This window comes from Bacillus sp. es.034 (assembly GCF_002563655.1).
In the GTDB taxonomy this organism is placed as follows: Bacteria; Bacillota; Bacilli; order Bacillales; family Bacillaceae_B; genus Rossellomorea.
In genome coordinates, this window is sequence record NZ_PDIY01000001.1 from 291,036 (window position 1) to 305,452 (window position 14,417).

14 protein-coding genes and 1 riboswitch are annotated in these 14,417 nt (G+C 45.2%); of the genes, 11 read left to right on the forward strand and 3 right to left on the reverse strand.

Annotated features, from left to right (window positions below; genetic code table 11):
• Positions 1-35: 35 nt before the first annotated feature.
• The gene (locus ATG71_RS01555; protein ID WP_098438104.1) at positions 36-164 is read left to right on the forward strand and encodes a YflJ family protein; all 129 of its coding nucleotides are present in this window, start codon (positions 36-38) and stop codon (positions 162-164) included.
• Positions 165-227: 63 nt separating this feature from the next.
• Here ATG71_RS01555 and ATG71_RS01560 read toward each other — a convergent pair whose 3' ends face one another.
• Positions 228-2,054 (reverse strand): solute:sodium symporter family transporter, encoded by a 1,827-nt coding sequence (locus ATG71_RS01560; protein WP_098438107.1) that lies wholly within the window; start codon positions 2,052-2,054, stop codon positions 228-230.
• A gap of 190 nt (positions 2,055-2,244) precedes the next feature.
• Positions 2,245-2,346: riboswitch (purine riboswitch) on the forward strand.
• Between the two features lie 146 nt (positions 2,347-2,492).
• Between ATG71_RS01560 and ATG71_RS01565 the strand changes: the two genes are divergently transcribed.
• From ATG71_RS01565 to ATG71_RS01610, 10 genes are all read left to right on the forward strand, one after another.
• On the forward strand, positions 2,493-3,686 hold the full coding sequence (locus ATG71_RS01565) for a NupC/NupG family nucleoside CNT transporter (RefSeq protein ID WP_098438109.1): 1,194 nt from the start codon (positions 2,493-2,495) through the stop codon (positions 3,684-3,686).
• 92 nt (positions 3,687-3,778) lie between these two features.
• Positions 3,779-4,282 (forward strand): acyl-CoA thioesterase, encoded by a 504-nt coding sequence (locus tag ATG71_RS01570; RefSeq protein WP_098438113.1) that lies wholly within the window; start codon positions 3,779-3,781, stop codon positions 4,280-4,282.
• A gap of 274 nt (positions 4,283-4,556) precedes the next feature.
• Entirely contained in the window at positions 4,557-5,534 is a 978-nt protein-coding gene (locus tag ATG71_RS01575) for a BMP family lipoprotein (protein WP_098438115.1), read from the forward strand.
• 21 nt (positions 5,535-5,555) lie between these two features.
• Complete coding sequence (locus ATG71_RS01580) at positions 5,556-7,214, forward strand: methyl-accepting chemotaxis protein (RefSeq protein WP_098438118.1); 1,659 nt, start codon at positions 5,556-5,558, stop codon at positions 7,212-7,214.
• A gap of 433 nt (positions 7,215-7,647) precedes the next feature.
• Positions 7,648-8,652 (forward strand): rod-share determining protein MreBH, encoded by a 1,005-nt coding sequence (gene mreBH, locus ATG71_RS01585; RefSeq protein WP_060671430.1) that lies wholly within the window; start codon positions 7,648-7,650, stop codon positions 8,650-8,652.
• A gap of 187 nt (positions 8,653-8,839) precedes the next feature.
• Complete coding sequence (locus ATG71_RS01590) at positions 8,840-9,403, forward strand: RNA polymerase sigma factor (protein ID WP_098438120.1); 564 nt, start codon at positions 8,840-8,842, stop codon at positions 9,401-9,403.
• A complete protein-coding gene (locus ATG71_RS01595) occupies positions 9,400-10,116 on the forward strand; it encodes an anti-sigma factor (protein WP_098441688.1) in 717 nt (238 codons plus the stop codon). The genes ATG71_RS01590 and ATG71_RS01595 overlap by 4 nt, the downstream gene beginning before the upstream one ends.
• A gap of 161 nt (positions 10,117-10,277) precedes the next feature.
• On the forward strand, positions 10,278-11,630 hold the full coding sequence (locus ATG71_RS01600) for a copper amine oxidase (RefSeq protein WP_098438123.1): 1,353 nt from the start codon (positions 10,278-10,280) through the stop codon (positions 11,628-11,630).
• 74 nt (positions 11,631-11,704) lie between these two features.
• The gene (locus ATG71_RS01605; protein ID WP_286162885.1) at positions 11,705-12,343 is read left to right on the forward strand and encodes a class F sortase; all 639 of its coding nucleotides are present in this window, start codon (positions 11,705-11,707) and stop codon (positions 12,341-12,343) included.
• A gap of 88 nt (positions 12,344-12,431) precedes the next feature.
• Complete coding sequence (locus ATG71_RS01610; RefSeq protein ID WP_098438126.1) at positions 12,432-12,659, forward strand: hypothetical protein; 228 nt, start codon at positions 12,432-12,434, stop codon at positions 12,657-12,659.
• Between the two features lie 46 nt (positions 12,660-12,705).
• Here ATG71_RS01610 and ATG71_RS01615 read toward each other — a convergent pair whose 3' ends face one another.
• Positions 12,706-13,788 (reverse strand): nitric oxide synthase oxygenase, encoded by a 1,083-nt coding sequence (locus ATG71_RS01615; protein WP_286163113.1) that lies wholly within the window; start codon positions 13,786-13,788, stop codon positions 12,706-12,708.
• A gap of 99 nt (positions 13,789-13,887) precedes the next feature.
• On the reverse strand, positions 13,888-14,403 hold the full coding sequence (locus tag ATG71_RS01620) for a GNAT family N-acetyltransferase (protein WP_098438131.1): 516 nt from the start codon (positions 14,401-14,403) through the stop codon (positions 13,888-13,890).
• Positions 14,404-14,417: the final 14 nt, after the last annotated feature.

The following is a 14,417-nucleotide window of genomic DNA, read 5'->3' on the forward strand; positions in this document are numbered from 1 at the left end:
AATCAATACTACGCAAAGAAAGGATGTTGATTTCAATGCATATCGGAAGCAAAGGCTGGTACGTAGAAGAACTAAAAAAAGCGGGGGTACGCCGCTACGAAGAACGCAAAGTAGAATCCTACAAAAAACACGTTCTGGCAAACCTGCTGGAACGCACAAGATAAAATGAGAGGGACGGACCTCGATTCCTATGACCAGGTCATAGGAATGAAGGTCCGTCCCTTTTTTTATTTCAGCAATTTGGTTGAGTAGATTGGGTTCAGGTTTGGTTGAATGGTGTATTTTTTTGTCCGATTCAGTTTGTATGTTTTGTTTTTGAGTAAATAGTTTCTGTATTTTTGGTTCCAGCTTTTCAGCGACCAGACTATGAGTGCTGCTGTCAGGAGGAACAGTCCTCCGGTGGCAGGCCAGAAATAAGGTGAAATGACCGCTGACTCGTACGCAAGACCGATCGGTGAAAAGATGAAATACGTCTGTACGACCGAAGCCATCAGGACGATGGATAATGGAAGGCTGTATTTCCATGGCATCATGTCCACTTTCGGATTATAACGGTATTCGTACGGTTTCTTCATCGGTTTCCACCAGCCGATCACAAGCATCAGGGCCACTTCTGCTACAAAGAGAATCCCATAGATGTGAATGAAGTTGATATCGATGGTGTAGCCGAATAGATGTCCCGTCCCCCACACGAGCATATAATACGTGATGACATGAAGGATGATGACCGTTTTCGCAGCCACTGCCGGGATCCGCTTTGAAAATACACCGACAAGTAAAACCACGATGATCGGAATATTAAAGAATCCGGTGAATCGTCGGATCAAGTCCCATAATCCGTCCGTCGCATTGATCAGTAACGGGGATACACACATGGATACTACGGCCAAGAGCGCTCCGAACCATTTACTGATCGTGATCAATTTCTGATCGCTCACCTCGGGATTGAACTGAGGCTTGTAAATATCAAGGGCAAATAGCGTCGCTGCACTGTTCAGCAATGAATTAAAGGAGCTTAACACGGCTCCAAGCAACACAGCCAGGAAGAACCCTGTTAAATAAGATGGCAGTACGGCATTTATCAATGCCGGATATGCCAAGTCGACACTTTTCAAAGAGTCACCATACAGATGGAATGCAATGACTCCGGGAAGCATCATCATAAAGGGAACGAGTAGTTTATAGAAACCTGAAATGATGACACCCTTCTGTCCTTCCGCTAAGTTCTTCGCTCCAAGGGTACGCTGAATGACATACTGATTGGAAGCCCAATAGAATAAATTTGCAAAAAGCAGACCGGTAAAGATGGTTGAAAACGGGACGGAATCCGAAGCGGACCCGATGGAATTCAACTTCTCAGGGTTCTTTGTCGCAATTTCCTTCACTCCGGAAAGGATGTTCCCTTCCCCCAGAGCATAGAATCCTAGTATCGGGACGAGAATCCCAATGATCAGCAATCCTACACCATTCAACGTATCAGAGATGGCCACAGCCTTCAGTCCGCCGAAAATAGCATAGATACTGCCGATGATCCCGATGGTCCATACAATCAGCCAAATCGATTGAGTGTAGGAAATACCGAGCAGTTCGGGAACATCGAATAATTTCAAGACAGCAAGTGCCCCCGAATAGAGCATCGATGGAATTGTGACAAACACGTACCCAAGCATAAAGAGAATGGTTGTATATTGACGGACACCCTTGTCATAACGCTGATTCAGGAACTCAGGCAGTGTTGTGAAGCTCCTCCCCAAATATTTCGGAAGCAAATACAGGGCCATGATGATGATGGCGAATGCGGCGGTTACCTCCCACGCCATGTTCGACAGGTTCGCACGAAACGCCTGTCCATTCAGTCCGACCAGCTGTTCTGCCGATAAATTTGTTAGTAGCAGAGATCCGGCAATGAACGTTCCCGTAAGCCCCCTCCCTGCCAGAAAATAACCAGTGGAATCATTCAAAGATCCCTTCGTTTTTATGTATGAAACCCACGCAACCAATCCCATAAAAAATACACAGGATAAGATTGTAAAAAGCAAACCATTCTCAAACATCGATCCTCTTCCTTTCAAAATTATTACATGTGTTTGAGAAATTTCCCCCAAAATTATACTAGTAAACTATTATTTTTGGATTAATGTTAAAAATAGTTAAAATGAACCACCACGTTTTTCCATCGGATCTTTTGAAAAAACGGTTGTGGAGGGCTTTCACCCTGTGATAAAGTAAAGAACATATTTTAAAAATAACTTCATACGAATTCCTTATATATCCATGGTGATATGGACCATAAGTCTCTACCTGGCAGCCGTAAAGTGCCGGACTATAAGGAAAGTCTTTTCTATATACTGTCTATAAGTGTGTGGAGGCTTTCCCTATGTGTATTAGAGAATGTCCTCATGCACTTTTTTTATTTATTTTTTTGAGAAGTCTGACATCATACATCATCAACATGAGGATTCGATGGAGAAACTATTTGGAGGATTGGTATTGTGAGTTTAGTGTATGGCATCCTATCATTACTTGGTGTTTTATTTCTGGCGTGGCTTCTGAGCAGCAAACGCTCAGCCATCCAATGGCGGACGATCGTCATCGGCATCTGCCTTGAATTTCTGCTTGTTTTATTTGTATTGAAGGTTCCATTTGGGCAAACAGTCTTGAAGAAAGCCGCCCTCGGTGTCCAGAAGGTCATTGATTACAGCAATGAAGGAATTATGTTTGTGTTCGGGGGCTTTTTTGAAAAAGGGACGAACATTTCATTCGTGTTCGCCATCAATGTGTTAGGAGCCATCATCTTTATTTCAGCTTTAATCTCTGCTCTTTATTACTTACGGATCATCCCGTTTTTTGTGAAATATATCGGAATTGGACTTGGAAAAATCCTGGGTACGACAAAGGTGGAATCCTTTAATGCAATCGGGAACTCGTTTCTTGGATTGGCGGAAGCTCCCCTGTTGATCAAGCCTTACTTAGTGAAATTGACACGCTCCGAGCTTTTTGCCGTCATGGTCGGGGGAACGGCTTCAGCAAGCGGAGCCATCCTGATCGGATACTCGTTGATGGGGATCGATATGAAGTTCCTTCTTTTATCTGTATTCAGTGTTCCCATCGTATCCCTTGTCATCTCGAAGATCATCGAGCCGGAAACGGAAGAATCTCAAACAAATGGAGACATTTCATTAGGAAAGACCACTCATACGAATGTATTCGAAGCGATATCCGAAGGAGCCCTGAGCGGTACACAATTAGCAATTAATATCGGTGGACTTCTGATTGCGTTCATCGGGATCCTTGCCGCTGTAAATGGATTATTGGGACTCGTCGATACGAGTCTTTCAACAGTATTCGGTTACGTATTCTATCCATTGGCACTACTCGTCGGCATTCCGATGGATGAAGCATTCCGTGCAGCGTCCATCATCGGGACGAAGCTTTCTGTGAACGAATTTGTGGCATACAAAGAGCTTTCAGGAATGATGAGCGAGCTTTCACCCAAGACGGTTGCGATTCTTTCAGTCGCTCTTTGTAATTTCGCCAACCTGTCTTCCATCGGTCAGCTGATCGTCGGACTTGGTTCTTTAGAGCCGACTCAACGGCCGATGGTGTCCAAGCTAAGCTTGAAAGCCATCCTTGCAGGAACCTTGGCAAGCTTTATCACAGCCATCATCATTAGTATATTTCTATAACTTTTTGACATTTTTATGTTTCTCCCGACGCCATTTAGTGAATAGTATAAGGTAGTAATCTTTTTTCACATTGACAACGGAAGGTGAAACCATTGAGAGAAAAAAAGACCATGAAAGAAACGAAAACGAGTAAAACGACCCACGTTCTTCCACCTGATACGAACCATCATGGTACGCTGTTCGGTGGAAAACTGATGGCCTATATAGACGACGTGGCCTCCATTGCCGCTACCCGTCACGCCCGCAAACCCGTCGTAACGGCTTCCACGGATTCTGTCGACTTTCTTCAGCCCATCAAAGTAGGCGACGCTGTTACACTGGAAGCGATGGTCACTTATACCGGGCGCAGCTCCATGGAAATTTGTGTGAAGGTGACCTCTGAGGTCCTGTTGACAGGAGAAACCAATGTTGCCGCCATTTCCTTCTTGACGTTTGTAGCCCTGGAAGGAAATAAGCCGGCGATCATCCCTGAAGTCGTGCCGGAAACAGAAGAAGAGAAATGGCTGAATGAAACAGCCCAAAATCGTGCCGAGCACCGTAAAGCACGCAAAAAACATAGTGAAGAGCTTGCGGATTTTTTCCGTAAAGCGTATTAGTTGGAGGGAGATGCTTATTATAAGCATCTCTTTTTTTATTGTGGCAATCGCCAATAAATCCGTTTTCCCTTCCCTCAAACTCCATCCCACCGAGTCTTGTACGAGAACAACTCCAAAGCCTCCTACCGTAACCCTGTCGCAATTACACAAACCTCATTCCAGTTCATCCCCATATTTTTTACCCATCCCCCTTCAAAATAGGTCCGTCCCTCCGATAATACAGAGGTACGGACATGTTAAATGTCTTATTATCACCATATTTGGAGGTTACGGTTTGAAGAATATAATCAGTATGTTTGTTCTGATCATGCTTATTACAGCAGGGTGTTCTACGCCTATGACAGAAGAAACCAGCACAGAGAAACAGCATAGTATCGGGATCCTTCTCTCGGACACAGGTCTTGGGGACGGGTCATTTAATGATTCTGCTTTCAGGGGGCTTGAACGTGCCCGTGACGAATTAGGTATTCTATTCGATTATAGAGAAGCTCCGGACGGAAATTTTGAAGGTGCCCTTCAGGAACTGGTGGAACAGGATCATGAACTTGTGATTGGTCTTGGATTTTCGATTCAGGATGCCCTGGAAAAGGTGGCAGCTGAAAATCCCGATCAACAGTTCCTATTGATTGACGGTTTTTCAGAGATGGATAATATTACGTCGATTACGTTTAAAGAGCATGAAGGAAGCTTCCTTCTCGGCATGGTTGCCGCCATGAAATCCAAGACAGGAACGATCGGATTCATCAGCGGAGCCGATGTACCGGTCATCGCACGCTTTGAACAAGGCTATATACAGGGTGCAAAATATATCAATCCCACTATTAAAGTGTTAAAGGACAATGCCGATAATTTCGGTGACGCAGAACTCGGCAGGCAGATTGCAGAGAAACAAATGAAACAGGACGCGGACTTTATTTACCCGGCTGCCGGTTTTACAGGGGTCGGGGCCATCCAGGCTGCTCAAAAAGCAGGAAAATTGTCCGGCGGAGTCGATTCGGATCAATATTTCATTGCCGAAAAATCAGTTGTCACTTCCATGGTCAAAAAAGTCGACAGCGCTGTTTTTAATCTCACAAAAGAACTTATCAAGGACGGAAAAATCTCTCAGCATGCTTATGAACTCGGTCTTAAAGAAGACGGTGTCGGCCTCGCGCCGATCCGCGTCACCAGTCTGTCTCAGGAGGAAACAAAAACACTGGAAGAGGCTAAAAACAAAATCATCTCGGGAGATATTACGATCAACATGCCATAAATTCACCTAAGGAGCAAAGTCATGCCACTAAAAAAACGATTACTGATCTTGGGGCTGATCCCCCTTATCCTTTCGACCATCATCATCGGCTACATCGTATCGCAGCTGATTTCCCTGCAGAATTCTGCAAAGGAAGATGTGCAGGTGCTGCTTGAAACGGAAACATTACGAGGGGATCTCATCGTTACAAAACAAGCCCTATCGAACTACTCGGTCAATTCGACGGAAGAAAATAAACAAATGGTCGAAAGCTTATTGGAACAAACCACAGCTCAAACCACTGAGTTGAAGAAACTCATTTCTGTTAAGAATCAAACACGGACCCTGTCTTCCATCGAGACTAAATTCACCGAACTGAAGTCTGCTTCGGATTCCGCTCTCAGTGAAATGAACAAAGCAGAGATCAAACGGCAGTCGATACGTATTTCAGGCGTTCTGAACGATATGTATCTACTGAACAAACAAACCAATGATTGGTACCAAGGTTTATTAAAAGAAAACAAAAATGAAATTCAATTCATCGTCTGGGCTTCCATCATCGGTTTTATCGTGACGATCTTTCTCTCTCTTTTAGCATCGAACCTGCTTACAAAAAGAATCGTCAAGCCGTTGAACCGGATGGTAGAAAACGCTGAGAGAATGGCCGAAGGGGATTTAACGATCACCATCGACTCAGCGATGGAAAAGAACAGCAGATTCGAAGTCGATAAGCTGCAAACGGCGTTTCACCATATGGTCATAAATCTTCGGAGAACGGTCCAATCTGTTCATGACATCGGATCCAATGTAGAAAGATTCACTCAGGATGTCCGCTCTCAAATGTCGAATCTGACGGAAAGCAGCAACCAGGTGGCACTTTCCACCGAAGAGCTCGCCAAAGGAAGCCAGTCGATTTCTGAGGATATCCAGTCCACCGCTTCCCTTATGGCTGTGATGGGTGATGACTTTGCCCGGAATGTCGAACAGAGTGCAGAATCTTCCGATAGCAGCAAAGTTGCGATGACCTCGGTCGGAAACGGTCGAACTTCCTTAAATAAGCAGCAAGAATTTGCGGAGATGATTGCCGAATCTTCATCCTCGATCATGAATTCGGTTGAATCCTTCGCCCAATATACCGGGGAAATTGAGAATGCCGCCCAGGCGGTCAGGGAAATTGCCGATCAAACGAACCTCCTTGCGCTGAATGCAGCAATCGAAGCGGCCCGTGCTGGAGACGCCGGGAAAGGTTTCGCCGTTGTGGCCCAGGAAGTGCGGAAGCTTGCGGAAGACTCTTCCGTTGCAACAGAGCGGATCGGCAGCATGGTTGGGAACATCAAACAGGGCATTCAGTCCATCATGGATGCTTCCCATAAAGGGAAGACCCTTTCCACCCAGCAGGTTGATTCCATGAGTATGACGGAGCAGGCTTTTGAAGAGATCTCTGGAAATGTTTCTACTATATTCGATAATCTCGCCAAGCTCGAGAGGGGAATGATTGCTTCTTCCGAACGAACCAATCAGGTGATCGCCGCCGTTGAAAACATTTCAGCCATCACGGAAGAAACCGCCGCCGGTACAGAAGAAATCTCTTCCTCAACGGAAGAACAGCTTCGATACTTTGAACGTATGAATGAGCAAGTTGGCGAATTGAACAAGATGACGATAGACATGAAGAAAGAGTTGGAGCGGTTTACGCTTTAGAATAATGAGAGGGTGCCTTAGAGATTGGGCATTCTCTTTTTATTGAGCGGCAAGTGGACGTTTCGCTGATACAAAATGTCCCGGTGCCCTTCATAGACCACGATTCTTCCACATTCCGACAATAACCTCACACCATTCCCCTACGTCCACCCTCTCCGATCCTAAAATACTAGTTAAAATCACCCCTATGTTTATTACAGAACGTTTAAATTTTTTTAACGAACAAAAAGGGAAAGTCCGTCCCTCTATACACAACGGGGTATACAAAAAGGCTCTATAGAAACGTTTCATTTTTTGAGGGACGCTTTCATATCTGTCATAGTTTGTAACAATTTGTCGGTGGTAAATATCTCCACCTTCATAACCCCCGAAAATCTCCTATACTGTATAGAAGGTTATAGTGTGTAGAATTCTTATAGTTGGAGGAATACTGATGTTATCAAACTCTGAAATTGGGATCGATTTAGGAACAGCAAATATACTTGTTTATAGTAAAAATAAAGGAATTATACTTAATGAGCCATCTGTTGTGGCAATTGACACTGAAAACAAAACCGTATTGGCGGTTGGTACTGAAGCGAAAAGCATGATCGGGAAAACACCGGGAAAGATCGTGGCCGTACGCCCGCTTAAAGATGGTGTGATCGCCGACTTTGATGTGACGACTGAAATGTTGAAGCAAGTCATGAAAAAAGCGAGTAAAAAACTTGGATTTTCTATCCGCAAACCGACTGTTGTCGTATGTACGCCTTCTGGTGCTACAAGTGTTGAAAGAAGAGCGATTCAGGATGCTGTGAGAGGAAGCGGTGCGAAATCCGTTACCCTTATCGAAGAACCTGTAGCCGCTGCGATCGGGGCAGACTTACCGGTTGGAGAGCCTGTTGCCAACGTCATCGTGGACATCGGTGGTGGAACGACGGAAGTTGCAATCATCTCTTACGGTGGTGTGGTTTCTTGTAACACAATCCGTATCGGTGGAGATCAAATGGATGAAGATATCGTCCAGTACGTTCGTAAACGTTATAATCTTCTGATTGGTGAAAGAACGGCTGAAATGGTGAAAATCGAAGTAGGACAAGCTTTGATTGACCATGAGGAAAGAACGATGGATATCCGTGGACGTGATCTTGTCACTGGTCTTCCTAAAACAATCGAACTATCATCAAATGAAATTCAGGATGCATTGAAGGAATCCCTCCTTCACATCTTGGAAACGATCCGTGCGACGTTGGAAAATTGTCCTCCTGAACTGAGTGGTGATATTGTTGACCGCGGTGTGATTCTGACTGGTGGTGGAGCCCTATTGAACGGTCTTCAAGATTGGTTGAGCCAGGAAATCGTTGTACCGGTTCACTTAGCTCCCAACCCGCTTGAATCAGTGGCCATCGGAACAGGACGTTCCCTATCCGTTATTCACAAACTGCAAAAAGTAAAATAAGAAAGAAGCCATCCCCCATTCCTTTGGGGGATTTTTTTGTAGCCAAACAACCTCTCAATTTACCCCACTACCATTTTTTCAAACATTCGTGATCCAAGTCCTTACTACCCTCGTTAGCTTATTAAAATTGAGTTCCGCTCCGTTGTTTAGTATTCTTATTTTATATGTCAGATATAAGGAGCGTACTATGCCCAATGACCCACAGGATATAGAACTGTATCAACACGTTTTGGCAAAAGATCCGGCTGCACTGCGACAGCTTTATCAGCGATATGAAAAATTAATTTACTCCTTCTCATATAAAATGACAGGAGACCGTGAAATCGCCGAGGAAGTGATCCAGGAGGTTTTCATGAAGCTATGGAAGAAGCATTCCCCTTATGACCATAGCAAAGGAAAGTTTTCGTCATGGTTATTGACGATGACACGAAACACCTGTCTCGATGCGATCCGCAGACGAAAGAAACATGAATCGGTCGAATATATAGAGAAAGACTCCCTTCAGGTCACCTATGAAACGCCCGCCGAACAACTCGAATGGAAAGAGAAAGGGAACGCGATAAGGGACTGCATACATTCCCTGAAAGAGGACCAGCAAAAAATCGTTCAATTATTCTACTATAAAGGATTGACTCAAGCATCCATCGCCGAATCCACAGACACCCCACTCGGGACGGTTAAAGGAAGGATCCGTTTGGCCCTCAAACATTTACACACGTGTCTAAAAGGGAAAGGAGGTACATTCGAATGACCACACCACAATGCGATCATTTACTGGATTACTACAACGGACATTTATCCCAACTCGAGAAAGCTCAATTTGAGAAACACCTGAAGAGCTGCCCCCAGTGTCAGGAGGAGCTTCATGAATTGGAGCAGTTAATGGACTATATGCCGTTCGCATCTGATGTTGTCGAACCTCCCAAGGACCTGGAAGACCGTGTGATGGCGGGCATCCTCGGAGAAGAGAAACGGACCGCAAATGCCGAGCCTTCATCCAAAAAGAAAAAGAAAACGTGGTTCCTCCCTTCTGTCGCTGCCGCTCTATTCCTTTCCTTGATCGGGAATGCCTATTTATTTTCACAGCTTGAAGATCAGGATGAAGTCGTGGAACAGGCAACGATTGATCAGGTCGTACAATATGTCGATCTGGCTGCAGTTAATGGAAATGCCAAGGGAACCGCAAGCATCATCAAGCAGGGTGCACAAACAAGCATGGTCGTCCAGGCTTCTGAACTTCAGGAACTTTCAAATGAAGAGGTGTATCAGGTCTGGCTCATTAAAGATGATCAACCTGAGCGCGCCGGTACATTCGTCACGAGCAAGGATGGAAAAGGTTCGGTTGTATTCAAATTCAACGAAGAGTTCACTAAGAAGGATTGGGATACGGTGGCGATCACCCTTGAACCCGATGCCAATAGTAAACTCCCTCAGGGAGACATCGTATTAGCATCCGACATTTAAAATAATTTCAACCATCATTTCCCGTCCGGCAGCCCTTTACTGCCGGGCTTTTTTTTGCACATTAAAAAGAATTTAAAAAAAGTTTTTAAAAAAGTGATCCATGTTTCAACTTCTGTCGTTAGCTCTATGAAAATATAAAAACCAAAAGGAGAGATACCATTATGAAAATGAAAAAAAGTTATTTAGCCGTCCCATTAAGCATGACACTACTGATTCCAACTGCAGGTGCGGTATCAGCACACAACGGTGAAGATCACTCTATGACGAAAGTGGATACGCCGGCAGGCGAATTAAGAACCACATTGGATCGTCTACTTACAGAGCATGCATACTTAGCGGTTGAAGCGATGAGACGCGGAGCAGAAGGCGCTGAAGATTTCGACGCAGCAGCCGGTGCTTTAAATGATAATGCAGCCGACTTAAAAGGCGCAATCGCTTCTGTATATGGTGAAGAAGCCGGGAATCAGTTCAACACGATCTGGACGAACCATATCGGATACTTCGTTGATTATGTGAAAGCAACCGGTGCCAATGATCAGGCTGCCAAAGATGAAGCCCTTAAGAATCTATCGGGATATAAAGAAGAATTCTCTAATTTTCTTGAGACCGCAACAGGTGAACGATTAAAATCCGATAGTTTGGCAGAAGGACTTCAAATGCATATCAACCAGCTCATCGGTGCCTTTGACAGTTATGTAGCAGGAGATTATGAGAAAGCTTACGAATACGAACGTGAAGCGATCGGACATATGGGAATGGTAGCAAAAGGACTATCAAGTGCCATTACGGACCAATACCCGGACAAATTCGAAAACACGATGGCCGTGACTCCGGCAACGGATTTACGCTCTACGCTTAACCATCTGTTAACAGAGCATGCTGCCCTTGCGACAATGGCGATGCAGAATGGAATCGACGGTTCTAAAGACTTCGATGCTTCCGTTAATGCCCTGAATGCCAATACGGAAGACCTATCCGCAGCGATTGCTTCTGTATATGGTGAAGAGGCAGGAAACCAATTCAAAGACATGTGGTCAAAACATATCGGATTCTTCGTGGATTATGTAAAAGCGACCGGCGCTAAAGATGAAGCCGCAAAAGAAGAAGCAATCAAGAATCTTGATGGCTACCGTGCTGAATTCTCTAAATTCCTTGAAACAGCCACAGACGGCCGTTTAAAATCTGACGCTCTTGCAGATGGTCTTCAAATGCACGTTGAACAACTGATTGGTGCTTTCGACAGCTACGCGGCTGGTGACTATGATAAAGCATGGGATGGAATCCGTATGGCGTATGAGCATATGCTGAATCCTGCAAAAGGTTTATCAGGAGCATTTGCTGACCAATTCCCAGACAAATTCAAAGCAAACATGCCTTCTGAAATGCCGAACACTGGTATGGGTGGAACGGCTGACAACAATGAATTCCCATTCGAATACCTTCTTGCAGCTCTGCTGATCATCGCGGGTGGTACAACCCTTGGAATGAAAAAATACGCTTCACACAAACAATAATCTTTAACATGAGAGGGACGGACCTATAATAGGTCCGTCCCCCAGTGTGAAGATGAAAGGAGTGGCTTCACATAATGTATACTATGAGGGTTGTACTGCTTGTGCTTGTACTATTGCCCATTTCTGCGTGTTCTGCAGGAATTAGTTCAAATCCCACTGAAGAAAAGGCGAAAACCTCAGAGGTTCAGGAAAAACCGACAACTCAGATGGCCAGTACTACCACTTCGCCTTCTCCATTTGCAGATACGATCATTAAAGATGAAAGAAGCGGAATCGTACCGGCTACGATCGAAATCCCAGCCATCGATGTTTCCACATCAATAGAAGCTGTAGGATTGAAGGAAAATGGTGAAATGGCCGTAACAGAAAGTTTTGAGACGACTGCTTGGTATCAGGGTGGTTACAAGCCCGGCGAACCTGGTAATGCCGTGATCGGCGGTCATGTGGACAGCCGAAATGGTCCCGCCGTTTTTTATAAGCTGAATAAACTTTCAAAGGGCGATGAAATCATCGTCAAAAATAAAGAAGGTGAAGAGCGAACTTTTGTGGTCATGGAAAAGAAGGAATACCCATGGGATGATGCCCCCATGAAATCCATCTTTGGCTACTCCCCTGCAAGCTCTCTCAATCTCATTACCTGTACCGGGGACTTTGACCATTCTGCACGGAATTACAGCAAACGGCTGGTCGTCTATACTGAATTGAAGTCCTGACAGTAACAGCACGGAACCCTTCCGATGCTGTTTTTTTATGGATATTTTTAGAAGAAAAAGAAACCCTACTAGTAAGGAAGGTGATAGCATGAATGAGGAGCAGTTGGAAGATTTGTTTCATTTTTATGGATATGAAGATTTGTACAAACGATTTAAGACTCCCCTTTATGTCACCGGGATCATGGATGATGCCGATACCGGATTAATTGAGGATTTCTTTGAGAACTTTACATTCGATGGTCCCGTATTATTCGACGAGTTCAGATTCTGGTTTCAATATTATGAAGTGTCCAAGCGGCCGCCGTTCACTTTTTAACGCGCAAAAAAAGCTGTCTTCTGCACAGGACAGAAAACAGCTTCTCTTAATAAGGTTTATCTTGGTAAAAATAATTGGTCGAATGCCATGTGTTATCGAACTCTTTATGGAATATATGGGTCGTGGCAGGAGATACGGGCGGAATCAACCAGGTCCAGTCACCGGTTACATCACGATCGGCACTTTTCTCATTTTCCTCAAAAAGGCGGAACTGCTGGGCAGCCGTATGGTGGTCCACGATGCTTACCCCCATTTCTTTAAATGAATGAAGCACAGCGATATTCAATTCGATCAGCGCCTTATCCTTCCACAAGGTGGACGCTCTCGATGTATCGAGGCCCATACAGCTTGCCACTTTCGGAATCAGGTTATAGCGGTTCTCATCGGCAAGATTACGCGCACCGATTTCCGTTTCCATATACCAGCCGTTGAACGGTGCCGCCTTGTATGAGATCCCACCGATTTTCAATTCCATGTCCGAGATGATCGGGACGCCGTACCACTTCAGTCCAAGGTCCCCGAACCAGTCAAATTCAGGGTGACGAAGAGGTACCTGAAGGGCAAGATGCGGCTCAACTTCTCTCATCTCCGGAGGCTGATCCCCGATCTGCACGACCAAGGGGAGAACATCAAAGTCTGTCCCCTCCCCCTCCCATCCAAGTTTCCTGCATTTTTGAGTGAATTCGATGGAATGGGGGTCACCGGAATATCGACCGTCTTCCTCATAGCCCGCATATCGGATCAGCTGATGGTTCCACAACCGGATGTCAGGCTTGTCCCGATGTGACGGCCTGAATACCGTAATCGTCGGACGGATCCTTCCCCCGTTTGAAGCATATTCCAAATGACGCTCCAGCGCCTGGAACACTTCCTCCTCTGAGGCAGCTTCCCGTTCGTCAAATACGTTCAGTGAGTTCCAGAACAAGCGGCCGATGCAGCGATTGCTGTTTCTCCAAGCCATCTTCGCACCATGGACCAGTTCTTCGTGTGTATGGGTATACGTTCCTTCTGCAGCAATTTCATTTTCTATATGTTGAAGGCGGATCGCCATGTCCGCTTCGCTTTTATTCAGTTCCTTAAACATTTGTTCAATAAAGGCTCTTGCCTCATCCCAAATCGGTGTCAATATAATCGCTTCCCTGCTATCTTATTCAGCGCATACTGTACCTTGAAGTATATCATTTTCCTCCTACCTTTTTCCTTGGTACATTTGAACAACCGTTGAATTTTAGAGGGTGACCGCTTTTTCATAGCACCGATACTCCTGATGCCCTTCAGGTTTAGAGGTGAAGTAGACAGAGCCGCGGTATTCATATCCGAGTTTCTCATAGAGGGAGTTCGCCCCAGTATTCCGGGAATAGGCGTCCAGCCGGATACTTTCATACCCTTTTTCCCCAGCCAGTTCCTCACACTTTTTCATGAATATCGTCCCCAATCCCTTTCCTTGCTGAAGGGGGTCTAGAAACAGCGCATGGATCACCCATTCGTTTCCGAGTTTCCATGGGATGTCCGACCATTCAGGTGATTGCCACTCGTTGAGGGTCGCGGACCCTGCGACTTCACCGTCCACCATTAATACATAAAGGTTCCTGTCACTCATTTCTTCCTTAAGATAGCCTCTGCTTGGATATTCGTCATTCCATTGCAGCAACCCTTTCTCATCAAGATCATGTTTACACCTGATATACACGTCCATGATGGTGTCCAGTTGCTCTTTTGCTGCCTGTCTTAATTGGATGTTCATGAGATTCCCCTGCT

Coding starts and splice junctions, on each gene's coding strand:
- ATG71_RS01605 (WP_286162885.1), top strand. CDS start 11,705: ATGTATACTATGAGGGTTGTACTGCTTGTGCTTGTACTATTGCCCATT.
- ATG71_RS01555 (WP_098438104.1), top strand. CDS start 36: ATGCATATCGGAAGCAAAGGCTGGTACGTAGAAGAACTAAAAAAAGCG.
- ATG71_RS01610 (WP_098438126.1), top strand. CDS start 12,432: ATGAATGAGGAGCAGTTGGAAGATTTGTTTCATTTTTATGGATATGAA.
- ATG71_RS01580 (WP_098438118.1), top strand. CDS start 5,556: ATGCCACTAAAAAAACGATTACTGATCTTGGGGCTGATCCCCCTTATC.
- ATG71_RS01595 (WP_098441688.1), top strand. CDS start 9,400: ATGACCACACCACAATGCGATCATTTACTGGATTACTACAACGGACAT.
- mreBH (WP_060671430.1), top strand. CDS start 7,648: ATGTTATCAAACTCTGAAATTGGGATCGATTTAGGAACAGCAAATATA.
- ATG71_RS01600 (WP_098438123.1), top strand. CDS start 10,278: ATGAAAATGAAAAAAAGTTATTTAGCCGTCCCATTAAGCATGACACTA.
- ATG71_RS01560 (WP_098438107.1), bottom strand. CDS start 2,054: ATGTTTGAGAATGGTTTGCTTTTTACAATCTTATCCTGTGTATTTTTT.
- ATG71_RS01590 (WP_098438120.1), top strand. CDS start 8,840: ATGCCCAATGACCCACAGGATATAGAACTGTATCAACACGTTTTGGCA.
- ATG71_RS01620 (WP_098438131.1), bottom strand. CDS start 14,403: ATGAACATCCAATTAAGACAGGCAGCAAAAGAGCAACTGGACACCATC.